22 protein-coding genes are annotated in these 24,192 nt (G+C 36.8%); 11 read left to right on the forward strand and 11 right to left on the reverse strand.

All coding sequences use genetic code 11. From position 1 onward, the window contains the following. Window positions 1-3 precede the first annotated feature (3 nt). Window positions 4-270 carry a DUF4834 family protein gene (locus tag Q0874_RS10645; RefSeq protein ID WP_299162869.1) on the reverse strand — a complete coding sequence of 89 codons (267 nt, stop codon included), beginning with the start codon at window positions 268-270 and terminating at the stop codon, window positions 4-6. Between the two features lie 86 nt (window positions 271-356). On the opposite strand from Q0874_RS10645, the gene Q0874_RS10650 reads away from it, so the two are divergent. Then, window positions 357-1,457 carry a transporter gene (locus Q0874_RS10650; protein ID WP_299162872.1) on the forward strand — a complete coding sequence of 367 codons (1,101 nt, stop codon included), beginning with the start codon at window positions 357-359 and terminating at the stop codon, window positions 1,455-1,457. 105 nt (window positions 1,458-1,562) lie between these two features. Beyond that, window positions 1,563-2,681 carry a GTP cyclohydrolase gene (locus tag Q0874_RS10655; RefSeq protein ID WP_299163237.1) on the forward strand — a complete coding sequence of 373 codons (1,119 nt, stop codon included), beginning with the start codon at window positions 1,563-1,565 and terminating at the stop codon, window positions 2,679-2,681. A gap of 53 nt (window positions 2,682-2,734) precedes the next feature. On the opposite strand, the gene Q0874_RS10660 is transcribed toward Q0874_RS10655, so the two are convergent. From Q0874_RS10660 to Q0874_RS10670, 3 genes are all read right to left on the reverse strand, one after another. Then, window positions 2,735-3,994 (reverse strand): aminotransferase class I/II-fold pyridoxal phosphate-dependent enzyme, encoded by a 1,260-nt coding sequence (locus tag Q0874_RS10660; protein WP_299162874.1) that lies wholly within the window; start codon window positions 3,992-3,994, stop codon window positions 2,735-2,737. Between the two features lie 124 nt (window positions 3,995-4,118). Beyond that, window positions 4,119-5,159 (reverse strand): PLP-dependent cysteine synthase family protein, encoded by a 1,041-nt coding sequence (locus Q0874_RS10665; RefSeq protein ID WP_299162877.1) that lies wholly within the window; start codon window positions 5,157-5,159, stop codon window positions 4,119-4,121. Between the two features lie 69 nt (window positions 5,160-5,228). Further along, a complete protein-coding gene (locus Q0874_RS10670) occupies window positions 5,229-7,322 on the reverse strand; it encodes a S9 family peptidase (protein WP_299162878.1) in 2,094 nt (697 codons plus the stop codon). Window positions 7,323-7,433: 111 nt separating this feature from the next. Between Q0874_RS10670 and Q0874_RS10675 the strand changes: the two genes are divergently transcribed. Both Q0874_RS10675 and Q0874_RS10680 read left to right on the forward strand, forming a co-directional pair. Continuing rightward, window positions 7,434-7,766 carry a YbaB/EbfC family nucleoid-associated protein gene (locus Q0874_RS10675; RefSeq protein ID WP_299162881.1) on the forward strand — a complete coding sequence of 111 codons (333 nt, stop codon included), beginning with the start codon at window positions 7,434-7,436 and terminating at the stop codon, window positions 7,764-7,766. 80 nt (window positions 7,767-7,846) lie between these two features. Further along, entirely contained in the window at window positions 7,847-8,170 is a 324-nt protein-coding gene (locus Q0874_RS10680; protein WP_299162883.1) for a YegP family protein, read from the forward strand. Here the strand turns inward: Q0874_RS10680 and Q0874_RS10685 are convergent. Both Q0874_RS10685 and Q0874_RS10690 read right to left on the reverse strand, forming a co-directional pair. Then, the gene (locus Q0874_RS10685) at window positions 8,165-9,187 is read right to left on the reverse strand and encodes a low specificity L-threonine aldolase (protein ID WP_299162886.1); all 1,023 of its coding nucleotides are present in this window, start codon (window positions 9,185-9,187) and stop codon (window positions 8,165-8,167) included. The genes Q0874_RS10680 and Q0874_RS10685 overlap by 6 nt on opposite strands. Before the next feature lie 20 nt (window positions 9,188-9,207). Continuing rightward, window positions 9,208-11,610: a zinc-dependent metalloprotease gene (locus Q0874_RS10690; RefSeq protein ID WP_299162889.1), complete on the reverse strand. Its 2,403-nt coding sequence runs from the start codon at window positions 11,608-11,610 to the stop codon at window positions 9,208-9,210. A gap of 85 nt (window positions 11,611-11,695) precedes the next feature. On the opposite strand from Q0874_RS10690, the gene prfB reads away from it, so the two are divergent. From prfB to Q0874_RS10710, 4 genes are all read left to right on the forward strand, one after another. Then, window positions 11,696-12,791 (forward strand): peptide chain release factor 2 gene (gene prfB / locus Q0874_RS10695; RefSeq protein WP_299162891.1). Its coding sequence is split into 2 segments (ribosomal slippage): window positions 11,696-11,758 and window positions 11,760-12,791, totalling 1,095 coding nucleotides; the frame shifts between segments, so codons are not numbered across the junction. A 48-nt stretch (window positions 12,792-12,839) separates the two neighbouring features. Next, a complete protein-coding gene (arsC, locus tag Q0874_RS10700) occupies window positions 12,840-13,187 on the forward strand; it encodes an arsenate reductase (glutaredoxin) (RefSeq protein ID WP_299162894.1) in 348 nt (115 codons plus the stop codon). Window positions 13,188-13,328: 141 nt separating this feature from the next. Next, window positions 13,329-13,811 carry a hypothetical protein gene (locus Q0874_RS10705; RefSeq protein ID WP_299162895.1) on the forward strand — a complete coding sequence of 161 codons (483 nt, stop codon included), beginning with the start codon at window positions 13,329-13,331 and terminating at the stop codon, window positions 13,809-13,811. Window positions 13,812-14,314: 503 nt separating this feature from the next. Next, complete coding sequence (locus Q0874_RS10710; RefSeq protein ID WP_299162897.1) at window positions 14,315-16,777, forward strand: outer membrane beta-barrel protein; 2,463 nt, start codon at window positions 14,315-14,317, stop codon at window positions 16,775-16,777. 46 nt (window positions 16,778-16,823) lie between these two features. Here the strand turns inward: Q0874_RS10710 and Q0874_RS10715 are convergent, their stop codons facing one another. Further along, window positions 16,824-16,997: a hypothetical protein gene (locus Q0874_RS10715; RefSeq protein WP_299162900.1), complete on the reverse strand. Its 174-nt coding sequence runs from the start codon at window positions 16,995-16,997 to the stop codon at window positions 16,824-16,826. A gap of 152 nt (window positions 16,998-17,149) precedes the next feature. On the opposite strand from Q0874_RS10715, the gene fumC reads away from it, so the two are divergent. Further along, the gene (fumC, locus tag Q0874_RS10720; RefSeq protein ID WP_299162902.1) at window positions 17,150-18,547 is read left to right on the forward strand and encodes a class II fumarate hydratase; all 1,398 of its coding nucleotides are present in this window, start codon (window positions 17,150-17,152) and stop codon (window positions 18,545-18,547) included. 167 nt (window positions 18,548-18,714) lie between these two features. On the opposite strand, the gene Q0874_RS10725 is transcribed toward fumC, so the two are convergent. Next, a complete protein-coding gene (locus Q0874_RS10725; RefSeq protein WP_299162904.1) occupies window positions 18,715-19,602 on the reverse strand; it encodes a hypothetical protein in 888 nt (295 codons plus the stop codon). 172 nt (window positions 19,603-19,774) lie between these two features. Between Q0874_RS10725 and Q0874_RS10730 the strand changes: the two genes are divergently transcribed. Beyond that, window positions 19,775-20,236 carry a GNAT family N-acetyltransferase gene (locus Q0874_RS10730; protein ID WP_299162907.1) on the forward strand — a complete coding sequence of 154 codons (462 nt, stop codon included), beginning with the start codon at window positions 19,775-19,777 and terminating at the stop codon, window positions 20,234-20,236. A gap of 53 nt (window positions 20,237-20,289) precedes the next feature. Next, entirely contained in the window at window positions 20,290-21,099 is an 810-nt protein-coding gene (locus tag Q0874_RS10735) for an MBL fold metallo-hydrolase (protein ID WP_299162910.1), read from the forward strand. A 24-nt stretch (window positions 21,100-21,123) separates the two neighbouring features. On the opposite strand, the gene ettA is transcribed toward Q0874_RS10735, so the two are convergent. The 3 genes from ettA to Q0874_RS10750 all read right to left on the reverse strand — a co-directional run bounded on the left by ettA (window position 21,124) and on the right by Q0874_RS10750 (window position 24,138). Continuing rightward, a complete protein-coding gene (gene ettA, locus Q0874_RS10740) occupies window positions 21,124-22,815 on the reverse strand; it encodes an energy-dependent translational throttle protein EttA (RefSeq protein ID WP_299162912.1) in 1,692 nt (563 codons plus the stop codon). 85 nt (window positions 22,816-22,900) lie between these two features. Beyond that, window positions 22,901-23,083 (reverse strand): CAL67264 family membrane protein, encoded by a 183-nt coding sequence (locus tag Q0874_RS10745; RefSeq protein ID WP_299162915.1) that lies wholly within the window; start codon window positions 23,081-23,083, stop codon window positions 22,901-22,903. A 71-nt stretch (window positions 23,084-23,154) separates the two neighbouring features. Further along, a complete protein-coding gene (locus Q0874_RS10750; RefSeq protein WP_299162918.1) occupies window positions 23,155-24,138 on the reverse strand; it encodes a Gfo/Idh/MocA family oxidoreductase in 984 nt (327 codons plus the stop codon). Window positions 24,139-24,192 lie beyond the last annotated feature (54 nt).

Here is a 24,192-nt window from a genome sequence, read left to right on the forward strand (position 1 = left end):
TGGTTATTCAATTTCTTCAAAATCTATAAACTCGCCTAATTGTTCGGAATTCTTATTCTTTTGAACTGTTTTTTTCTCGATACTAATCTCGCCTTCATTAGTCTTATCCTCTTGATTTTGATATCCTTGAAATTGATCAAATTTATCTTTAAAGTGCTTCTCTGTCCTTCGTGCAGCATAGCCAACTATTCTCGGCCCAAACCATTTAGCAAATAATTTGAGCATATAGTATACCAGAAGAATTATTAAAATCGTTCTTAAAAAACCCATAATGTCTGTATTCTATATATCAAAAATACAATTCCAACGTTGTATTAACATTACAAAATTCATAAAATAATAATAAAATATACCTGATGTTTCGAGATATTGAACTTAAAAATCATAAAAATGTCCTTTTTTTATTAGCATTATTAATCCCTTTATTAGGTGTCTGCCAATATACAGATGTAATTAATTCTAACCGACCGGGTTTATCTGTAAGCGCCTATGCAGTGGGCAAAGGAGTCCCTCAAATAGAAATAGGATTTTCTTATGAAAAGCGGGATCACGCAGATCTGAATTATGATTCTAATATTTACGGCATGGATTTTTCTGTTCGCTATGGCCTATTATTGGAGAAACTCGAGCTAAATTGGGAAGGCACCTATATAAATCAGAATATTACATACATTTCTCTTGATTTTAATGAATCAAGAACCAATTTTTCACGAAACCGACTTGGCGTAAAGTATTTGGTTTTTGATCCATTTAAAAATCCGGAAAGCAACAAACCAAACTTGTATAGTTGGAAGGCCAATAATAAATTTCAATTTAAAAATTTAATTCCGGCAATCTCGGTATATGCAGGGGCCAATTTTGTTATTGGCGACAATCCATTTTATCCTACAGATCCCACAGTTTCTCCCAGAGTGATGCTGGCAACACAGAGCAGGCTTACGCCCAGATTTGTTTTGATCTCCAATATTTCCTATGATAGAATTGCCACAGATGATCCGGAATTGGGCTATACACTTTCTCTTTCTCACGCACTTAGGAATCCCAAATGGAGTGTGTTTTTGGAAAACCAGGGCGTTAGCAGTGATCGTTATGCGGACGTATTGTTGAGAGGTGGTGGAGCGTATTTGGTCAATGAAAATTTTCAGGTTGATGCCAATTTAGGAGGCAGTTTCAAGAATTCTCCAAGCCGCCTTTTTGTTTCAGTTGGAGCATCATACAGACTGGACCTTCATAAGGATGTACTCATTCCTATTGAAGATCAGAAGGCTGGTCAAAATGGTGGGCCCATTAAAAAGAACTCTATGCAGAAAAACAAAAAGACAAAAACAACTAAAGGCCGAAATAAAGTAAAAGGCGCTGAGGATATTGATCTGGGACCATCCAAAAAGGATATAAAAAAACAGAAGAAAAAAGACAAAAAAAAGAATACTTCTGACAATGGAGTAATTGATTTCTAATATATGTTCTTTGCTAGGCTTTTTGTGTTGTGAATTAGTGAAAATTGTCTTAAAATTTGATTCCTTCACCAAATATCTCTTATCTTGACCTTACAAATAAATGGTATGGTAAGGCTCGAAGAAGCTACTACAAAATCGGATTTAAAAAAATTTATAAAATTCCCTTTCACCCTTTATAAAAAATCTCCTTATTGGGTTCCTCCACTTATTTCAGATGAACTTGAAACATTTGACCAAGAAAAAAATCCCAACTTTATTAATGCAGAAGCCCGGTTTTTCCTTGCCTATAAAGAAAATAAATTAGTAGGTAGAATAGCGACTATTATTAATTGGATAGAGGTAAATGAACAACAAAACTCCAAAATGCGCTTCGGCTGGTTTGATTTTATTGATGACCTGGAGGTTTCAAAAGCATTGCTCGACAAGGTTGCGGAAATTGGAAAAAATAACAAGCTCGATTACATGGAAGGTCCTGTAGGGTTTTCTAATCTCGATAAAGTAGGGGTATTAGTTGAGGGTTTTAACGATGTGGGAACAATGATTACCTGGTATAATCATCCTTATTATAAAGATCATTATGAACACCACGGCTTTATAAAGGAAAAGGAATATATGGAAAACAGATTTCCCGCCAGTAATACCAAACCAGAACACTTTATTAAAATACAGGCCCTGATAAAAAAGAGGTATGGTTTGAAAGAAATGAATTTTACAAAATCTGCTGATATCATGCCCTGGGCAGACCAGATGTTTGATCTGTTTAATGAGACTTATTCAAAGTTATCTTCATTTGTTCCTTTAACCGACGAGCAAAAAACTTATTTTAAGAATAAACATATTGGTTTAGTCAATCCTGAATATATAAAGTTTGTAATTGATAGTAATAACAGACTGGTAGCATTTGCTATAGTAATGCCATCATATGGATCTGCCTTGCAAAAAGCTAACGGCAGGATTTTTCCATTTGGTTTTCTGTATCTTTTGAATGCAAAAAGAAACAGCAAAGATGTGATTTTTTACCTTATTGGAGTTCATCCGGAATATCAGAATAAGGGAGTTACCGCAATAATTATGAATGAATATCACAAAGTTTTTCAGGCGAAAAAAATAAGGAATTGTTACAGAACTCCCGAATTGGAGGAAAATGTTGCCATTCGTCAAATGTGGAAACACTTTGACCCCGAAATCTATAAGCGCAGGCGAACCTACAGAAAACAGCTATAGAGACTTTCCGTTTTAATAACTAAAATATCTTTAAATTGAAATCGCGCCTTAACTTATTCACCCATAGCCGCAGCCACCGCAGCAGATAATCTCTTATAGGTACCGTTCTCCAATCGATCTCTTATAGCCGAAAATGCATCCAATGTTACAGCAACATCTTCCAAAGTATGAGTAGATGTTGGTATCATTCTCAATAAGATCATTCCTTTTGGAATTACCGGATACACTACTATTGAACAGAATATGCCATAATTCTCTCTTAAATCCCTAACCAAAGCCATAGCTTCAGGGATACTTCCATTAAGATAAACAGGTGTAACACAGCTCGTGGTTGTCCCTATATCAAAGCCCCTTTCTTTGAGTCCATTTTGCAGGGCATTTACATTTTCCCACAATTTCTCTCTTAACTCAGGCTTTGTGCGCAGCATATCAAGCCGTTTCAAAGCACCTTTAACATAGATCATTGGAAGTGATTTTGCAAACATCTGAGACCGCAGGTTATACTTCAAATAATCAATAATTTCCTTGTCAGCAGCCAAAAAAGCTCCAATTCCTGCCATAGATTTTGCAAATGTTGCAAAATATACATCTATATCGTCCTGAACACCTTGCTCCTCACCTGCTCCAGCTCCGGTCTTACCCAGCGTTCCAAAACCGTGGGCATCATCTACTAATAACCTGAAATTAAATTCCTTTTTTAGTTCAACGATTTCTTTAAGTTTACCTTGTTCCCCACGCATTCCAAAAACACCTTCTGAAATAACCAGGATTCCACCACCGGTTTGTTCTGCCATTTTGGTAGCACGTTCCAGGTTCTTTTTTAAGCTTTCTATATCGTTATGTACAAAAGTAAATCGTTTGCCCATATGCAAACGAACCCCATCTATTATGCATGCGTGGGAATCCACGTCGTAAACAATAATATCATCTTTAGAAACCAGTGCATCAATTGCAGATAAAATTCCCTGATAACCGAAATTAAGCAGATAAGAAGATTCTTTATGGACAAAATCAGCCAACTCCTCCTCTAATTGCTCATGAAAATCTGTATGTCCACTCATCATGCGAGCCCCCATAGGATATGCTGCTCCATATTCAGCTGCAGTTTCCCCGTCTACCTTCTTAATTTCAGGTAAATTAGCCATGCCCAGGTAATCATTGATACTCCAGGTAATCACTTCTTTTCCCTGAAATTTCATTCGGTTTGAAATAGGGCCTTCCAACTTTGGAAAAACAAAATATCCTTCTGCCTGGGATGCCCATTTACCCAAAGGTCCTTTATTCTCAATGATTCTAGCAAATAAATCTTTCATCTGGCCTCGTTTGGTTAGTCCACAAAATTATGGAATTTTGATCACGATTCATAAATTATTTTATTTGGTAACAAAAAAGGCAACAGTAGGTTACTGTTGCCTTCAAAATCTGAATCTATATTGTTTATTTCACATATTGAATCTGCTGCTCTTCTTCAACATTTTTACTGTCAAAAAAGCCCTGGTCACTCATCCACTGATCATTATAAATCTTACTCATATACCTGGAGCCATGATCGGGAAATATGACAACCACATTACTGTTTTTAGTAAATTCTCCCTGGGCATTTAGTTGTTTAACCGCTTGCATAACGGCTCCACTGGTATATCCTACAAAAATACCCTCTGTACAGGAAATTTCCCTTGCGGTATGCGCACTTTCCTCATCTGTAACTTTAATAAATTCGTCAATAACCTTAAAATCAGTCGCATCGGGAATTAAGTTCTTACCAAGACCTTCTATTCGATAGGGATATATTTCATCATTATCGAATTCTCCGGTTTCGTGAAACTTTTTCAAAACAGATCCATAGGCGTCAACTCCTATGATCCTAATATTCGGGTTTTGCTCTTTTAAGAATCGGGCAGTACCCGAAATTGTGCCCCCTGTACCACTACAGGCTATCAAATGAGTTATATTACCATTTGTTTGTTCCCATATTTCAGGACCGGTAGATTTATAATGCGCTAATATATTCAGTGCATTGAAATATTGATTGATGTAGACTGATCCCTTAATTTCTTCATGCAAACGTTTTGCAACCTGATAATAGGATCTGGGATCATCCGCACTTACGTGCGCAGGACACACATATACTTTTGCGCCCATAGAACGCAGCATATCAATTTTATCCTTCGAAGACTTTGAGCTTACAGCCAATACACATTCGTAGCCCTTTATAATACTTACCATGGCAATACTAAAGCCCGTATTCCCGGATGTAGTCTCTATTATTGTATTGCCCGGCTCAAGAACGCCACTCTTTTCAGCTTGATCAATAATATATGTAGCTATTCTATCTTTAGAGGAATGGCCCGGATTGAAGGCCTCAATTTTTGCATAAAAACTCCCCTTAAGAGGTGCAGAAATCTTATTAAGCCTAACAAGCGGGGTGTTTCCAATTAAATCAAGGATCGAGTTATGAGCATTTATCTTATTTTTCATAAAGAAAGGTTAGGTCGATAAATCTTTTTTAATAGATTATAATCTGGCGACAAAATTACTATTTTTTTTTTATTTACCCGTTTTGCCTTCTAAATCAATTAGAAAACTATATTCTTTAGCCGTTTCTTTCAATGCCTCAAATCTTCCCGAGGCACCACCATGCCCGGCATCCATGTTGGTATAAAGAAAGAGTTTATTCGTATCTGTTTTATTAGCTCTAAGTTTTGCGACCCACTTCGCTGGTTCCCAATATTGCACCTGAGAATCATGTAAACCGGTGGTCACAAGCATGTTAGGGTACTCTTGTGCGACAACATTATCATATGGGGAGTAAGATTTCATATAATCATAGTACTCTTTCTTATTTGGATCACCCCATTCATCAAATTCTCCGGTAGTTAGTGGTATAGAACCATCCAGCATCGTTGTAATAACATCTACAAAGGGAACTGCTGCTATAACCCCGTTATATAGATCAGGGGCCATATTAACTATTACACCCATAAGTAAGCCACCGGCAGAACCACCATAAGCATATAGATGCTCTTTACTCGTGTAATTACTTTCAATTAAAAACTTAGAGCAATCGATAAAATCTGTGAAGGTATTTTTCTTGTTTAGGAGTTTTCCATCTTCATACCAGGGTCTGCCAAGATATTCTCCACCCCGCACATGCGCAATAGCAAAAATAAAACCCCTATCTAAAAGGCTTAGCCTAACAGTAGAAAAATAAGGATCCGAAGTACTGCCGTATGATCCATATCCATATAGTAAAAGTGGACTATTACCGTCTAATTTAGTGTCTTTGTGATAAATCAAAGAGATAGGTACTTTTGCGCCATCGCGTGCTTTTGCCCATATTCGTTCGGAACGGTAATTTTCTTTATTAAACTTACCCCCTAAAACTTCCTGTTCTTTTTTTATTTCCTTCACCTTAGTACTCATATTGAAATCAATAATGGCATATGGTGAAGTCATTGAATTGAATACGTAACGAAAATTATCCGTGTCAAAATCAGGGTTTGCATAAGGGTATGCTACATAGGTTTCACTATCAAACGGGATGTAATAACTGTCAGATTCATCCCATTTTGTAATCTTTAATTTATTAAGGCCATTATCGCGTTCTGTGAGAACATAGTAGTTCTTGAATATTTCAATATCCTCAAGCAGAATATTGGGCCTGTGTGTAATAAATTCTACCCAGTTTTCAGAGGATGTATTATTCTCATCAACCTTCATTAATTTAAAATTGGTAGCTTTATCTTTATTTGTGAGTATATAAAAATTGTTTTCAAAATGATAAATAGAATACTCCAAGCCCCTTTCTCTTTCTGAGAATAACTTAAAATCTCCATTGGGATTATCAGCGTTAAGTATTTGAAATTCAGTTGTTAACGTGCTATATGAACCAATAATTATATATTTTTTGGATTTTGATTTGTAAACAAATGTATTGAAGGTATCATCCTGCTCATGAAATATTAATTCATCTTCCTCACTTGGATGGCCCAGAATATGTTTGTATATCTTATCAGATCTCAAAGTAACCGGATCTTTCTTTGTATAAAATAAAGTTTTATTGTCATTCGCCCAGACTGCACTGCCTGTAGTATTATCTATCTTATCGGGATAAATTTCACCCGTTTCAAGGTTTTTTATCTGAATGTGGTATTGTCTTCTGCTTATTGTGTCGGTACCAAACGCCGCGAGTTTGTTATCCGGACTTACAGTAACACCTCTGATATCAAAATATTCATGCCCTTGTGCAAGTTCATTACAATTGAAAATTATTTCTTCGGCCGATTCAAGGTTGCCCTTTTTTCTGGAATAAATAGGGTATTCCTTCCCAATCTCATACCGTGTTATGTACCAATATCCATTTAATTTGTACGGCAAGGAAGAATCATCTTCCTTAATACGGCCTTTCATTTCCTCAAACAATTCCTGCTGGAAAGATTTGGTATGTTCAGTAAGGGCGCTGTAATAATTATTTTCTTCTTCCAAATAAGCCAGTACCTCTTTATTATCCCGCTCGTTTAGCCATAAATAGTCATCCACGCGTATATCGTCATGCTTTACTAATTTAACAGGTATTCTTTTAGCCGTGGGGGCATTTATAACTTCCATATTTTGATTTTCATTCTGGCATGAAGCAGCCATGATAAGAATAATAAATAAAATGATTGTTCTTTTAAGAAAGTGTATCAGTATAACTTATTTTTAAGGGCGCAATTTAGTAATTTTGACCTTAGTAACGCTAAATAGAAAGATATGTTTGGAGACTTAATGGGAATGATGGGGAAACTAAAAGAAACCCAGGAAAAGGTAAAAGCCACAAAAGAACGATTAAATTCGGTTCTACTTGAAGAAAAATCTTCTGATGACCTTCTTTCCGTAACCATCACGGCTAATAGAACTTTAAGGGCTATTAATATAGATGATCAATTGCTGCAAGACAAGGAGCAATTAGAGGATTATCTGGTCCTTACCCTGAATAAGGCCATAGAAAAAGCCACTGAAATAAATGAAGCAGAATTAGCCGCAGTAGCTAAAGAAGGAATGCCTGATATTCCCGGAATGGATTCTTTTTTAAGTAATAAATAGTGGAATTAAGCTTATCCTGGTAAGTTAATCAAGTATGAAAGTTGGTCCATTTTTAATACTTTTAAAAAAAAACTCACTTCATGATAAAGATAAATAAGGATGATAACAACACGTATAATTTCTCTTTAAACACCACTAGTGGTAATGCCTTGTTTTATAGTGTAGGGTTTTCAAGTGAAGAAGAGATCAAGAATGTTGTTAGTGGTTTGAACATGACAGATAAACAACAATATATCTTTGAGCGTAAGACTGATCATGATGGAAACTTTCTTTTTAACCTCAAGGATAAAAAGGGACAGCTCATTGGAAATAGTCAACTTTATGGTTCTGAGGCAGGAATGGAGAATGGCATAAAAAATCTAAAAAAAAGTATCGCTACCCTAAACAAGTTTGAAGAATTATAGATTTTTTAAGGTTTTTAGTAAAGTTTCGTGCATTTCATCAGTGTAGTCCATATGTGTTACCACGCGTAATTTGTTATTTCCCATACCAATTATATGAATGTCCTTTTTGTGAAGTTTTTGAATAAAATCCTCTGCACTAAAATAGTCGTCATTAATTTCAAAGATTATAATATTGGTCTCCAAAGGTTCCACTTTCTTTATAAAGGGCAAACTTTGTAGCAATGTACCAATTTCTCTTGCTTTTTTATGATCATCTGCAAGACGGTCAATATGGTTATCCAGCGCATAAATGCCGGCTGCAGCCATAAAACCAGCCTGGCGCATACCACCACCCAGTATTTTTCTAATGCGCAATGCCTTGTCGATCATTTCTTTATCCCCAACCAAAACTGAACCCACGGGGCATCCTAATCCCTTACTAAGGCAAACGCTAATGGTATCAAACAATTCCCCATATTGCTTCGCAGTTTCCCCTTTTTCAACTAAGGCATTCCATATCCTGGCGCCATCCAAATGATATGCCAGACCGTGTTTTTGACAAACTTCTTTAATTCGAACCAGTTCAGAAAAATCCCAGCAGGCTCCTCCTCCTTTATTGGTGGTGTTTTCTATACAAACCAGGGAAGTCAGCGGGCTATGATAAAAATCTGGTGGGTTTATGGCCTCCACAACCTGATCTGAGGTCATCATCCCTCGGTGACCATCTACTAATTTACAGGAAACTCCACTATTAAAACTTACTCCCCCACCCTCATAATTATAGACATGGGCATATTTATCACAAATCAATTGATCCCCGGGGTTTGTGTGAAGTTTAATTGCAGTTTGATTTGTCATTGTACCACTGGGAAAATACAATGCGGCTTCCCTGCTAAACAAATTGGCTACCTTTTCTTCCAGCCTGTTAACTGTAGGGTCGGCCTTAAAAACATCATCACCCACATCTGCCGACATCATTGCATCTAACATACCGGGTGATGGTTTGGTAACCGTATCACTAATTAAATTTATTTCCATAGCCCTTTTAGTGTATCAATCTAATTCATACAATCCATACCAATTGGAGATCCGTCTGGTATTTTAGAAACTTCTATAACCTTGAATTTATCTGGTTCGCTGTAAAAGTAATCAACCCTCCTTATCATTTCTATGGCATCGACATTATTCTTGCTAGATTGTAAGGCTGTTTTAATTGATTTAAGTTTATGATTTGCAATGGCGTTTACCTGGGGGTGCACACCTTTATGGGCTGCCAGGTTCATAATATGAAAAAGTACCCGGTAATTAATTGATTTCTGGACCTCGTTGAAATAAGGATCTTTCAGGGTTTTTTCAATCGTATTTTGAACCAGCTGACTAAGAACATATTCCAGCCCAATTTGCTGGGTATCTAAACTTTTTTGCTGTATTAATCTCGACGCTCTTTCAGGATGCAACAATAAACCAAGGGTCATATCCGAAGCCGTTTCAGGGGCGGAGAGAGCATCAAAAGAAACTCCAGTCCTGCCTTTAAAAGATTCCCTGCTCCTTGGATATCCGATGGCTCTTGGTGGAAATAATGGCAATTTTTCCTTCGGAATGGCTATCACATTTGCATTTAGTGTTTCCAACAGCGCCTTAAGTGCCTGAATCTGGGAGCTTTTATCAAGAGTTTCAACAGTTTTCTGACCATCGCCTTTAACAGCATAGTTATAATCGAGCCCCCCAATCAATTTAGCCACAGCTTCTGTCTGATATCTATGAAAAAAATAAAGTGGTGCAAAAACATCTTCCAAAACAGAATTTGGTTCATTTTCGCGAATGTTGTCTATAGAAAAATTTTCAATGGCAATTTCCCTGATCTTTAAAACGTTTTGTAATTCGGCACTGGCGCTCGTTCCATTATCCCACAAATGCCCTAGAGCATGTGCCCCGCCAAAAGGCCGGGCATCCTGATCGGATATAAAGCGAAGTCCTTTATTGGAGGCCTCAGACAGTATCTTATTCAGGGCTTGCTTTTCGTTGATTCCCTTTGCAAATTCTGAATAGGAGTAGGCAACAGTTGTTTTGTCCCATTCCCCAATTCCGGTGTCATAAGCCTGTGAAAAATCTATTTTCCCGTTTACAATTTTAAACTGAGGATGGGGATAATCCATTACCGATGCTCGTTGATTGGTACTTGCTGCAAAATTATGTGTAAACCCAAGTGTATGGCCTATTTCGTGAGCAGACAATTGCCTTATTCGCGCCAAAGCCAGTTCCAGCATCTGATTATAATTATCATTCCTTTCTTCAAAAGGTTTATTTGTTAAGGCCTGTGCTATTAAAAAATCCTGCCTGATCCTTAAACTACCCAAACTTACATGCCCCTTAATTATCTCACCTGTTCTGGGGTCTGTAATACTACTACCGTAACTCCAACCTCTTGTAGAACGGTGTACCCATTGAATAACATTATATCTTACATCCAAAGGATCAGCATCATCCGGCAATATTTTTAACTGAAACGCATCTTTATAACCTATTGCATTAAATGCCTCATTCCACCACCTGCCCCCCTCTAACAAGGCTGTTCTTACGGGTTCGGGGGTGCCGTTGTCCAGGTAATAAATAATAGGCTCTAAGGCCTCACTCAATTCGGCCTCCGGATTCTTTTTAGATAAACGGTGTCTGGTAATAAATTGCTTGAGAATAGGTTCCTGCACAGGTGTGGCATAATCATAATATGAAAACGGGTATGAACCACTTCTGGGATCAAAAACCCGTTCTTTATAGTTCGCATCAGGGAGCTCAATAAATGAATGGTGTTGTGCTACTGTTACCAAATCTGGGTTGGGGGAAACTGATCTGATAAAATTACCCTTGGAATCTCCCTTAAAGGTAAGTGTGACATCAAACTCAACATTTTTTGGAAATGCCTTTGTTCTTTCAAGTGCCATGGCGCTTTTACCCTTATCAAGAGTGTAAGATCCCTGCTCTTTTTGCTTAAGGCGTTTCGCCACCCCATGAGCATCCTGAATTAAAAAATCGCTGATATCAATAATATATTTACCTGTAGACTCTTCTACTATTTTAAAACCAAAAAGCACCGATTTGGCGAAGGCCTGATCCACAGATTTTTTTTCCAGTTCATTGTCGGTAATTGCCCGGTATTTTAAGTTAGGCTGAATAAGAAGTAATTTATTCCCCGCTTTTTTAAAATATACAACTTGCTCATTTCCAAGTTGTCCCCTATCTAAACCTATATCGTTACTTCCAATTCCGCTGCTTAAGGAATAAACATAAAGAAAAGGCTTTTCAAGTGCATCAATTTCCAGGTAAATCTTATCACTGGCAGCGTCATAATAGAAATCATAAAACCCTTCATGCTTTTGAAAGGCTTTACTCTTTTCGGTAAATTGTGCATTTATTAAAGAACAATAAAAAAGAGATAGAAAAAAAGTATAAAAATAGTTTTTCATTATGTTGCTGGTTGAATTTTTAAATTTATACAAAATTGATTGCACAACCATACTTTAGCTTTATTTTTGATGAAAATTCAATTTAATGACAACATCAGATCAGCAGAAAGATCTTATAGAACGCCTTGGCGCGTTGAGGAGGTATCTTTGACATTGATGCCAAACTTATAGAAATAGAAAACGAAGAGGAAAAAACTCTGGCTCCCGACTTTTGGGATGACCCCCAAAATGCGCAGCTTCAAATGAAACTGGTACAATCCAAAAAAAAATGGGTTAACGATTTCAATGCCGCAGGAGATCTGATAAATGACCTCGAAGTCTTAATGGAATTTGCTAAGGAAGGTGAAATCTCTGAAGAGGAGGTAACTCATCAATACAATGCTGCACTTGAGGCCATAGAAAATCTTGAATTCAGAAACATGCTCTCTGAAGAGGGAGATAATATGACTGCAGTTTTACAAATCACCGCAGGTGCAGGGGGAACTGAAAGTTGCGATTGGGCTGCCATGCTTATGAGAATGTACATGATGTGGAGTGAAAAAAATGGCTACAAGATTAAGGAACTCAATTACCAGGAAGGCGACGTGGCAGGTATTAAAACTGTGACTTTAGAAATTGATGGCGAATATGCATTTGGTTGGTTGAAAGGAGAAAATGGTGTTCACCGTCTGGTACGCATCTCTCCATTTGATAGTAATGCCAAACGACATACTTCTTTTGCATCTGTATATGTCTACCCCTTGGTTGATGATACTATTGAAATAGAAATAAATCCATCGGATATTGAAATTACCACTTCAAGATCGAGCGGAGCGGGCGGACAAAACGTGAACAAAGTAGAAACAAAAGTACAGTTGGTGCATAAACCTACTGGGATTCAAATTTCATGTTCTGATTCCAGGTCACAACACGATAATAGAGCTACAGCACTTAAGATGTTAAAATCTCAGCTTTATGAGATTGAATTGCGCAAGAAACAGGAAGCCCGAAGCGAAATAGAATCTTCAAAAATGAAGATAGAATGGGGTTCGCAGATCAGGAATTATGTTATGCACCCGTACAAACTGGTCAAGGACGTTAGAACAGGAAGAGAAACAGCTAATGTGGATGCTGTTATGGATGGGCAAATTGATGAATTTTTAAAAGCCTACCTAATGGCGATGGGGCAAAGCGAAGTTTAGTATATCCCATATAAATTTAGAACATAAGAAAGCAATAATTAGTCTGCAATGATAAAAATCTATCATAATCCAAGATGCCGTAAATCCCGGGAGGGTCTTGCAATAGTTGAATCTTCCGGAAAAGATTTTAAAATTATTAACTATCTCGAGGAAGTTCCTACAAAGGAGGAGTTGCGTAAGGTCTTATCCTATTTGTCTTTAAGTCCTGATCAATTGGTGCGTAAAAATGAGGCAATCTGGAAAGAAAAGTTTAAAGGAAGTATTCTGTCCGATGAACAGATTATTGATGCCATGATAAAATATCCCAAATTAATTGAACGTCCAATAGTAATAAAAGGAGATAAAGCTGTTATTGGCAGACCCTCCGAAACTATAATAGAATTGTTAGGTCAATAGGGGAAATTCTCAGGACCCATTTCGACATTATGGTAAGTTTTGATTTATATTGTAATTTTGTTTATGTCCATTGGAGTTTTAACTATCATTTAACCGCTTAAGAATAATCCTTGGTTTAATTTTACTGAAAATTGAAAAAGAATGACTATCAACATTAAATATATCGGCTTTATATTTTTATTGGCACTATTTGTAATCCCAGAAGCGAATGCTCAATATGGTTATAATAATGGTTATAATAATGGTTATAATAGGAATTCCAGGCGAAATAGTCCAATCCCGCGCATGGAGGAGCCTCAAAGTAAACCTGAAAATCTTACTGCCGAAGAAATAGTGGAAAGAGAAATGCCAAAAATCATAGAGGCCTTAGAACTAAATGACTTTGAGCAGGCTGTAGTTTCCTCTATCCTTACCAAGTATGTGCAGCAGAGCATTGAACTGCAACTTTTAAAGTTACCAGCTGATAAAACCAGAGAAGCTGCTGAAAAAATTCGTGAAAATCAAAAAGAGGAATTAAAAGCAGGGCTTCCCGAAGATAAATTCAACCAACTGGTCGAACTACAAAAGCAGGGGTATAAGAAAATCAAAAAGAAAAAGAAAAAGAAAGATAAATCTGAGGGTTAAAGTCTTTAGACATCAGGAAGTAGGATATAAGTACCTTGCGATTCCTACTAAAACCAAAACCAATATAGTTTTGGTAATTACAGGATAGCCCTTGTCAGATGAATTAAAAAACAGCACCTATTCAGACATTATAATTTGAAAGAAAAACTCTTGCCAGCCATCTTTTTCAAGCATCTTCTACCCCATGATGCTAATTCTATAAGCCTTCACTATTAGGCCCATTCTCCAAATGTCATACGCCAACTACTAAATCATTCCTGTGAACGACATTTGCGCTGATAAAAAACCTAAGCTTGCCGTTCACTGCAATCCTTATGTCGTTCAAAGAAGATTGTTTCGTGTTTTGTCTTATTAATCACAACTTTGACACAGGAAAATTAAATTCTATTCGGATAATTTATTAATATAAATTTTTGAGAATAATAAAAATTATGGGAAGAATAATCAAACAAAACATATTTACCTGCCGAATAGGAATACCTATGGCCTTAATATGTTTATTTATGCACTTATCATTACATTCCCAAACACCGGATCCAATTCAAATAACCGGAAAAGTTATTGATTCAGAAACCGGTGAATCTCTTGAATATGCTACCCTAGTTCTTCAGTCAATAAGAAATCCGGAGCGCGTTACCGGTGGATTAACTGATGCTAACGGCCAGTTTAATGTGGAAACTTTTCCAGGACAGTACAATGTGCGAATAGAATATATTTCCTATAAGACCTATGAGCTGAAAACACAAGACTTTAGGGCATCAACCAATCTGGGAACCATTGAATTGCAAATAGATGCCCAGCAATTGGAAGAAGTGGAACTAATAGGAGAAAGGACTACAATAGAACTTCGCCTTGATAAGAAAATTTACAATGTTGGCCAGGATCTTACGGTAAGAGGAGGATCTGTAACAGATGTTTTAGACAATATACCGTCAGTTACTGTAGATGTAGAGGGAAATATTAGTTTAAGAGGCAATGAAAGTGTGCGGATTCTGATTAATGGTAAGCCTTCTGCCTTATCAGGCATTAATCCTGAAACCTTACAACAATTACCGGCAGAAACCATTGAAAAAGTAGAGGTTATAACAAACCCATCAGCACGCTATGACGCTGAGGGTACCGGTGGGATCATCAATATAATACTAAAACAGGGAAAAAATTCTGGCTTAAACGGATCTGTCAATCTATTTGCAGGTTACCCTGATAATTATGGAGGTGCCCTTAGTTTAAATCTAAGGCGGGAGAAATTCAACTTTTTTATCAACACCACTTATAGATACAGAAACGCTCCTGGTAATGCTCTGTTTGAGCAGGAAAATTTTAATCCCGATGGGACTACCGCAAGTTTTCAAAACGAAATACGGGCTTATCAAAGAGAGCGGAACGGATTCAATAATAATTTTGGTTTTGAATTATTTATTAACCCAACAACGAGCATCACGAATTCCTTTGTTTACAGGACCTCAAACGGCGACAACATAGTAGATGTTGATTTCTTTAATTTTGATGCCAACGGGGATCCAACTGTACAAAGAAATAGGTTTACTACGGAAAGAGAAGATGAAAACGATATACAGTATTCATTCAATTTTGCTAAGAAATTCAATGACAAAGGCCATGAAATTGCAATTGATTATCAATATTCAACAGGCTCAGAAGTAGAAAATGCAATTATCAATGAAATTGTACTTGGTGAGAATGAGAAAATTCCAACAGAGCAGACTATCAACGATGAAACTCAAATAAACCAATTACTGCAAATGGAATATGTACTTCCATTTAGCGAGGACAAGCAGTCACAATTTGAATTAGGTTACAGAGGGACTTTTAATACGTTTGATACAGATTTTCAATTCGGATTAGTGGAAGAGGGTAGTTTAATTAGTGATCCCAATTTTAGCAACCGACTTATTTATACAGAAAATGTAAACGCCGCATACGTTCAATTAGGAAGAAAATTTAAACATTTCAATATTCTTGGTGGCCTGCGAATGGAGGCTTCTGATATCGGAATTGAATTAGTTACTACAAAGGAAATAAATAACAAAACATACGTAGATTGGTTTCCGTCTATATTTATAGGCTATGATTTTTCAGAATTAGATAAGATTAATATTAGTTATAGCAGGAGATTGAGAAGGCCCCGCTCGCGATTTATTAATCCTTTTCCCTCCAGATCCAGTAATACAAATCTGTTTTTGGGAAATCCGGATCTCAACCCTACTTATACCAATGCCTTTGATTTAGAGTACCTGAAACGATGGGAAAAGGTTACCTTAACTACTTCAGCATATTACAACTATTCAACAGGGGTTTTTCAATTTATTACACTGGAAACAGGAGATTTTGTTGAAATTGAAAACCCTGATGATCCTGACAACCCTGTCTTTGTTCCTATACAGGTTAGAACTCCCATAAATCTTGCAACAGACACACGTTATGGAATGGAATTTACCGCTATCTACGTACCGATAAGAAATTGGCGTTTTACTGTAAATTTTAATGTGTTTAATCAACAATTGCGGGGAGACTATACTTATACGAATTCTCAGGAAGAGGAAATAACTCAAGTTTTTGATGCGGACAACCTTGCATGGTTTACCAGGTTTAGTGCCAAAATCCCCCTTCCTGGAAAAGTTGATTTTCAGGCTAATCTATTTTACAGAGGTCCAACGGAAAATGCACAAAGCCTGAGTAAGGGTATTTTAAGCACAAATTTAGCTTTTAGCAAGGACGTAATTAAAGACAAGGCTACACTTTCCCTCAACGTAAGTGACCTATTTAACAGTAGAAAAAGAAGAAGTGAAACCCGCACAGATAATGTATTTACCTACAGTGAATTCCAATGGCGTGAAAGACAAATTACATTGTCCTTTTTATATCGATTCAATCAAAACAAGAACCAAAGAAATGGAAACAGAAGAGGAAATGGTAATGGAGAGGATTTTGAATTTGAAGGATCTTAAAATCAAATATCTCTAAAATATAAAGAAGCCAGGCGGCTTCTTTTTTTTATTCGTTACGCTGGGCTCTTTTGGCTTCCCGCTTTTCTTTCCATAATTCCATAAGATTACCTCCCAGCCAATAGGGAACTACAAATAATAATAAAAACATCATTAACCAAAATCCTATGGTAATAACGGTTAAAAAGGCTAAAAATCCCAAATATTGATCAAATTCGAACATACTCTTATTCTTTGGAACACAAAGATAGTTTGAAAATAGTAATTTCAACAAATCAAAGGCAAAAAAAAAATTGGATCACATGAAATTTCAATTTACAACCATCAAAATAAGCCTTCGTATCTTATCTTTGTAGACATTAAAACTACACTATTATGAGCTTCCGAATTGAAAAAGACACCATGGGTGAGGTAAAAGTCCCATCAGATAAATACTGGGGTGCACAAACTGAAAGATCACGAAATAATTTTAAAATTGGTTCTCCGGCTTCCATGCCACTAGATGTGATTATGGGATTTGCCTATTTGAAAAAGGCCGCAGCATACACCAACTGTGAATTAGGGGTATTGGCCGTTGAAAAAAGAGATCTAATTGCCCAGGTTTGTGATGAAATACTCGCCGGAGATCACAATAGCCAATTTCCTCTTGTTATATGGCAAACCGGTTCCGGCACGCAAAGCAATATGAATGTAAATGAAGTTATTGCTAATAGAGCACATGAATTGGCTGGTAAAGTCATTGGCGAAGGAGAGAAGACAATTCAACCAAATGATGATGTTAACAAATCTCAGTCGTCAAATGATACTTTTCCGACAGGAATGCATATTGCAATTTATAAAAAGATTGTTGAGGTTACTATTCCCGGACTAAGACAATTGCGCAATACCCTCAATGAAAAAGCAACACGATTTAATACTGTGGTTAAAATTGGCCGGACGCACTTAATGGATGCAACCCCTTTAACGCTTGGACAGGAATTTTCTGGTTATGTTTCTCAAATAGATCATGGGATAAAGGCACTTGAGAACACTTTAGATCATTTAAGTGAATTAGCATTAGGTGGCACTGCAGTAGGTACAGGATTAAATACGCCAAAAGGCTACGACGTTTTAGTAGCTAAATATATTTCTGAATTTACCGGACTTAAGTTTAAAACGGCTCCAAATAAGTTTGAAGCCCTTGCAGCACATGATGCGTTGGTTGAGAGCCATGGTGCATTAAAACAACTAGCTGTTTCCCTGAATAAAATTGCTAATGATATTCGAATGATGGCTTCAGGGCCAAGATCCGGAATTGGTGAGATCATAATTCCTGCCAATGAACCCGGAAGTTCAATAATGCCTGGCAAGGTCAACCCAACCCAATGCGAAGCACTTACCATGGTTTGCGCACAAGTTATGGGTAATGATGTTGCAGTCACCATAGGAGGTACACAGGGGCATTATGAGTTAAATGTTTTTAAACCCTTAATGGCCGCCAATGTTTTGCAATCTGCCCAGCTTTTGGGAGATGCTGCCATTAGTTTTGATATAAATTGTGCGGTAGGCATTGAACCTAATCGCGACGTCATAAAAGAATTATTGAACAATTCATTAATGCTTGTAACGGCTTTGAATACAAAAATTGGATATTATAAAGCTGCAGAAATAGCCAATACGGCACATAAAAACGGGACAACCCTAAAGGAAGAAGCTGTTAATCTGGGATATGTTACTGAAGAAGAATACGATGAATGGGTTAAACCGGAGGAGATGGTTGGTGGTCTGAAATAGAATTCCCCTCCTTTACAGAACATGTATAATATTATCATTCGAAGACCTGGGGGTAACTCGTTAGGATTTGCCTTCAACACCAGATAAGTGTATTGAATTCAGAAATATTATAATAAAAAAGGGCCAATCTAACGATTGACCCTTTTTTTATAAATGGATAGTGTTTATTACTTCAATGCGAACTTAGATGTTCCTAGTAATTTAAGTTTGTCATCATATACATTTACCATATAATTTCCTTTTTGGAAATCACCAGATGGTTTGTTTATAAAATCACACACATCCAAATCATTGTTTTCGTAGTAGAAATCGGTTTCTTTGCTATAAGATACTGAGGCACCGTCTTCACTAGACTTAGTCATTCCTCCGCCTAAAACATTACCTTGAGGATCTAAAACCTCAACAAGGAATTGTCTGTCTCCTGCTTCTGCAATTACGTTATCAGCAACAGTAAAACAAATTTTAAATTTGTCGGTGCTTTTTGCTCTGGAAGTGGATACTAATTTACCATTGCTACGTTCTCTAACAGCATCAACTGTAAAAGAAGATAAATTTAAAGCAGAACCTCTTTCAACTGCATCTGCCAACTGAGTATTCTGTACTACCAATGAATCGTTGAATACTGTTTGTTTTTCCAATTCAACAAAAGTACTGTCTCTTTGCATTGCAATTAACGTATTGGACTTAGTCAAAGAATCTACCTGGCGTAGTAATTGTTCTCTTTCTTCTTTAAGAACACCAACCTGTCTTCTGTATCTTGAAAGGGAAGCAATATCAGACTTCATTGTTTTAACAGAGTCAATATACTTTGCAATTCTATCCCTGGCGCTAACCAATTCTTCATTTGTCGCATTACTTTCCAATATTGCTTTATCGTATTCAGATTTTAAGCTATTCAAATCCTCTACAACAAGATCTTTTTCCTGAGTAAGAGCCATAGTGGTCTTTTTCTTATCCTGATAGAGACTAACAGTATAAATAATAGTAGCTAATAGAACAACGCCCAATAAGCCAGCTATTACTTTTAATCCATTGTTGTTTTTTGTTTCAGTCATAATGTAAATATTAGTTAACCTTTTTGTTACTTTTTAAAAGTGTTTGTTTGTATAAGTCTATATACGGTTTAGATTTACTTTTAGATTTTTTTTACTAAAAAAATAATTAAATACTTTTAACAAGAATCCCCCTAATATTAACTTTAGTAATCGCAAAATTAGAATCCCAATAATGTCTTTGAAAATTATCCCTTACAGACCGGGCCTTGCCAAATACTTCAGGGATCTGAATTTATCCTGGTTGGAGAATTACTTCTATATAGAGCCTAAAGATGCTGAGTTACTGGAAAACTGTGAAAGCAGTATCATTGATAAGGGTGGCTATATTTTTTTTGCCGAAATGAAGTCTGAAATAGTAGGATGTTTTTCTTTGATAAAATTAAATGAACAAACTTTTGAATTGGGAAAAATGGCTGTTGACCCGGGTTATCAGGGTCTGAAAATAGGTCAGGAATTGATGGAATATGCCATTTACTTTGCCAAAAGAAACAAATGGAGAACATTACTTTTATACTCGAATACAAAGCTGGAAGCCGCCATTTATATTTATCGGAAATATGGGTTCCAAGTAATAGATTTAGAAAAAAACACTCCATATAAACGAAGTAATATTAAAATGCAGCTCATTTTATAATTGTCTTTTATTATTTATCTTTAGCTCCTTCTTTTATTACAATAAAAAATACTATGAAAAATTTAATTATTGCTTTACTTGCTTGTTTTATGGTTTTAATGGGCTGTAAGCAAAAAAACAACCGCGAAACGGGGGTAGATTCACAACCTGAGTATAGTGAACAATTACCGCCACCGTCTGCTAACTCTCAATCAGAAATTAAAATAATTCCAATTGAACATGCAACCACAGTACTCGAGTGGGAAGATGTTACTATTTACATAGATCCGGTTGGTGGTCTAAAATCATTTGAAGGTCAAAAGCTGCCTGATTTGATTTTAATCACAGATATACATGGAGACCATTTTAGTCTTGAAACACTTGAAGAACTAAATACTGAAAAGGCCAAGATCATCGTCCCTCAGGCAGTTGCAGATAAAATCCCTTCTAAATTTACACCACAAATAGATATATTGAATAATGGGGATTCTAAAGAGCGATTTGGTATTACCGTTGAAGCCATCCCAATGTATAATTTGAGGGAAGAAGCTAAAGCATTTCACGAAAATGGGCGTGGGAATGGCTATGTTCTAAATATGGGTAATGAACGTTTTTATTTTTCCGGTGATACCGAAGATATCCCTGAAATGCGCGCATTAAAAAATATTGACAAGGCATTTATTTGTATGAATCAGCCCTATACAATGACCGAAGAAAGCGCTGCAGATGCCGTACTTAAATTTCAACCCAAGGAAGTTTATCCTTATCATTACCGCGGCAGGCCAAATGTTAGTGACGTTGGCAGATTTAAAGAATTGGTGAATCAGGAAAATCCTGACATTATGGTGATACAACTGGACTGGTATCCCAATGATGACTTTTAAGAAAGGGCAAAAAAAAGTAAGGTTTTACCGGATTAACTTCTTGTACTTTATTCTTTTAGGCATAATATCCCCACCTAAACGTTTCTTTTTGTTCTCTTCGTACTCTGTGAAAGAACCTTCAAAGAAATATACCTGTGAATCTCCTTCAAAGGCTAATATATGAGTACAAACTCGATCCAGAAACCAGCGATCGTGAGAAATTACAACGGCGCAACCGGCGAAATTTTCCAAACCTTCCTCTAACGCCCGTAATGTGTTTACATCCAGATCATTTGTAGGTTCATCCAATAACAAAACATTGCCTTCATCCTTTAAAGTCATTGCGAGATGTAATCTGTTGCGTTCTCCTCCGGAGAGCATGTTCACCTTCTTGTTCTGCTCACTTCCGGAAAAATTAAATCGGCTTAAATATGCTCTGGAATTAACCTGCCTGCCTCCCATCATTATCAATTCCTGACTGTCGCTAAAGTTTTCCCATATAGACTTATCTTTCTGAATATTAGAATGACTTTGATCTACGTAGGCTATTTTAGCCGTCTCACCCACAATAAATTCGCCCTTGTCCGGAGCTATCTCGCCCATGATCATTTTAAAAATAGTTGTTTTACCAGCCCCATTAGGTCCTATTACTCCGACTATTCCGGCCTGTGGCAATTTAAAATTTAACTCTTCGTAAAGTAATTTATCGCCAAAAGCTTTACTTACATTTTTAGCTTCAATAACATTGGTTCCCAACCGAGGGCCATTTGGAATATAGATCTCTAACTTTTCATCAAGTTGTTTTTGATCCTGACTTAATAATTTGTCATAATTATTGAGACGGGCTTTCTGTTTAGCCTGCCTGCCCTTAGCACCCTGACGTACCCAATCTAATTCCCGTTCCAGTGTTTTCTGTCTTTTAGAGGCCTGTTTACTTTCTTGTGCAAGACGTTTGGATTTTTGATCAAGCCAGCTACTGTAATTTCCTTTCCATGGAATACCTTCTCCCCTATCTAACTCCAGTATCCAACCGGCGACATTATCCAGGAAATAACGGTCATGTGTTACCGCAATAACAGTTCCTTTGTATTGTGCCAGATGGTGTTCTAACCAATGTACAGATTCAGCATCCAAATGGTTGGTTGGCTCATCAAGCAATAATATTTCCGGTTCCTGAAGAAGCAACCTGCACAATGCCACCCGTCTTCTCTCACCGCCCGAGAGTACAGAAATTTTCTTATCTGCTTCAGGAGTCCTCAGCGCATCCATAGCAATCTCCAGTTTGGTGTCGAGTTCCCAGGCATTGGAAGCATCTATTTTATCCTGCAGAGTTGCCTGTTTGTCCATCAGCTTTTGCATTTTATCTGCATCTTCATATACTTCAGGCAATCCAAACATATCATTTATCTTGTTGTACTCATCGAGAATAGCAACGGTCTCAGATACTCCTTCTTTGACAATCTCCAAAACTGTCTTATCTTCATCCAGTAAAGGTTCCTGTTCCAGATACCCCACTTTATAACCCGGCGAAAAAACTACATCTCCCTGATAGTTCTTATCTACACCAGCTATAATCCTCAATAGCGTAGACTTACCCGAACCATTAAGTCCGAGTATTCCTATTTTGGCCCCGTAAAAGAAGCTTAAATAAATATTTTTAAGAACGGGAGTATTGGCATTTTTGTAGGTTTTGGTAACCCCGGACATTGAGAAAATTACCTTCTTATCGTCAGACATAAACTTAATATGTTTTTTGAAAAATAAATCAAGAAGTCATAAAACCAGTTGATATTTAAAGAAATATTATGGGATAGAGAAGGGCTCAAACTCTCCCTTTTAATGCATTAAATACCCAGGCTATGGCAAAAAAACCAATACCAACGGAGGCAAACCCCCATCCGGCTACATCGTCGTAACGAAATGCCCCAAGGGCAATAAGACCTAAGCCCACAAAAATCATAATAAAGGTAGCCCAGGCAAGGACCGTATTCTTGTTCATTCCCATGTTAGTTAGTTTAGTTGGACCTCAAATATCGGAAATTTTATAAGAATTTTTCAAAGTAAATGCTTAAACTTTTATTGTTCAAAGGGAAAGACTACCCCCGTTTGTTTCCTAATATTGTCCATAATTCTAATTAAATCATAGGTATTTTTCAAGGACCATAAGTCACTTTCTAACTTACCGTTCCTTAAACATTGATGAACTTCTACAATTTCATACTCATAACCTTTTCCTCTGGTAGGTAATTGAACTTTTTCTAACTTATCGTTTTTTTCAACAGAATATTCCTGTGCTTCGTGCCATCGGGGGGTTAAAAAGACAGTTCCCTCAGAACCGGAAATCTCTGCCTTCATTTCGGAATTAGAGGTAAGTCCGCTATACAATATGGCCTGTGCATTTGAATATTCAAAAATCATGGAGGTTTGGATATCTACCCCTGTTTTATATATTTTAGAAGAAGCCATAATTTTTTCAGGAAATCCTAAAATAAGATATGCTAAAAAAATAGGATAAATACCTATATCCAAAAGGGATCCCCCTGCCAATGCAGGATTTAGAAGCCTACCGTTTATATCCTTGTCGAGCGCATAAAAAGCAAAATCTGCATGTAAGTATCCTACTTCACCAATAATTCCCTCGTCTATCAAATTTTTTACTTTTCTAATTGAAGGGTTAAACCTGCTCCATAAAGCTTCCATCAAAAAAACGTTATTTTTTCTGGCGGAGGCAATCATTCTTTCCACTTCACCTCTATTTATTCCCATAGGTTTTTCGCAAAGTACATTTCGTCCTTCATTCATGGCCATGATACTCAAATCGGCATGAGAAGTATGTGGTGTGGCAATGTATACCACATCTACGTCGGTACACGCAAATAATTCCTGATAGCTACCAAATGCATGTTTGGCATTATTTAATTCACCAAATCGTTTGGCCTTTTGAATATCTCTCGAGGCAACCGCAGTGAGTTCCCCATCAGCGATCAATTTTAAATCATCTGCAAATTTTTGAGCTATATTTCCCAATCCCACTATTCCCCAACGAATTTTTTCTTTCATATCTTACTGTTGTATTTTGCTAAAGTTAATCAATATTACTCCTTATCTTTAACC

The sequence above is a fragment of the uncultured Eudoraea sp. genome (genome assembly GCF_947490415.1).
Taxonomy (GTDB): domain Bacteria; phylum Bacteroidota; class Bacteroidia; order Flavobacteriales; family Flavobacteriaceae; genus Eudoraea.

Coding starts and splice junctions, on each gene's coding strand:
- Q0874_RS10675 (WP_299162881.1), top strand. CDS start 7,434: ATGTTTGGAGACTTAATGGGAATGATGGGGAAACTAAAAGAAACCCAG.
- Q0874_RS10660 (WP_299162874.1), bottom strand. CDS start 3,994: ATGAAAGATTTATTTGCTAGAATCATTGAGAATAAAGGACCTTTGGGT.
- ettA (WP_299162912.1), bottom strand. CDS start 22,815: ATGTCTGACGATAAGAAGGTAATTTTCTCAATGTCCGGGGTTACCAAA.
- Q0874_RS10730 (WP_299162907.1), top strand. CDS start 19,775: ATGTCTTTGAAAATTATCCCTTACAGACCGGGCCTTGCCAAATACTTC.
- Q0874_RS10745 (WP_299162915.1), bottom strand. CDS start 23,083: ATGGGAATGAACAAGAATACGGTCCTTGCCTGGGCTACCTTTATTATG.
- Q0874_RS10685 (WP_299162886.1), bottom strand. CDS start 9,187: ATGGAAATAAATTTAATTAGTGATACGGTTACCAAACCATCACCCGGT.
- Q0874_RS10645 (WP_299162869.1), bottom strand. CDS start 270: ATGGGTTTTTTAAGAACGATTTTAATAATTCTTCTGGTATACTATATG.
- Q0874_RS10655 (WP_299163237.1), top strand. CDS start 1,563: ATGGTAAGGCTCGAAGAAGCTACTACAAAATCGGATTTAAAAAAATTT.
- Q0874_RS10715 (WP_299162900.1), bottom strand. CDS start 16,997: ATGTTCGAATTTGATCAATATTTGGGATTTTTAGCCTTTTTAACCGTT.
- Q0874_RS10665 (WP_299162877.1), bottom strand. CDS start 5,159: ATGAAAAATAAGATAAATGCTCATAACTCGATCCTTGATTTAATTGGA.
- fumC (WP_299162902.1), top strand. CDS start 17,150: ATGAGCTTCCGAATTGAAAAAGACACCATGGGTGAGGTAAAAGTCCCA.
- Q0874_RS10705 (WP_299162895.1), top strand. CDS start 13,329: ATGACTATCAACATTAAATATATCGGCTTTATATTTTTATTGGCACTA.
- Q0874_RS10670 (WP_299162878.1), bottom strand. CDS start 7,322: ATGGCTGCTTCATGCCAGAATGAAAATCAAAATATGGAAGTTATAAAT.
- Q0874_RS10690 (WP_299162889.1), bottom strand. CDS start 11,610: ATGAAAAACTATTTTTATACTTTTTTTCTATCTCTTTTTTATTGTTCT.
- Q0874_RS10750 (WP_299162918.1), bottom strand. CDS start 24,138: ATGAAAGAAAAAATTCGTTGGGGAATAGTGGGATTGGGAAATATAGCT.
- Q0874_RS10735 (WP_299162910.1), top strand. CDS start 20,290: ATGAAAAATTTAATTATTGCTTTACTTGCTTGTTTTATGGTTTTAATG.
- Q0874_RS10680 (WP_299162883.1), top strand. CDS start 7,847: ATGATAAAGATAAATAAGGATGATAACAACACGTATAATTTCTCTTTA.
- Q0874_RS10710 (WP_299162897.1), top strand. CDS start 14,315: ATGCACTTATCATTACATTCCCAAACACCGGATCCAATTCAAATAACC.
- Q0874_RS10725 (WP_299162904.1), bottom strand. CDS start 19,602: ATGACTGAAACAAAAAACAACAATGGATTAAAAGTAATAGCTGGCTTA.
- Q0874_RS10650 (WP_299162872.1), top strand. CDS start 357: ATGTTTCGAGATATTGAACTTAAAAATCATAAAAATGTCCTTTTTTTA.
- arsC (WP_299162894.1), top strand. CDS start 12,840: ATGATAAAAATCTATCATAATCCAAGATGCCGTAAATCCCGGGAGGGT.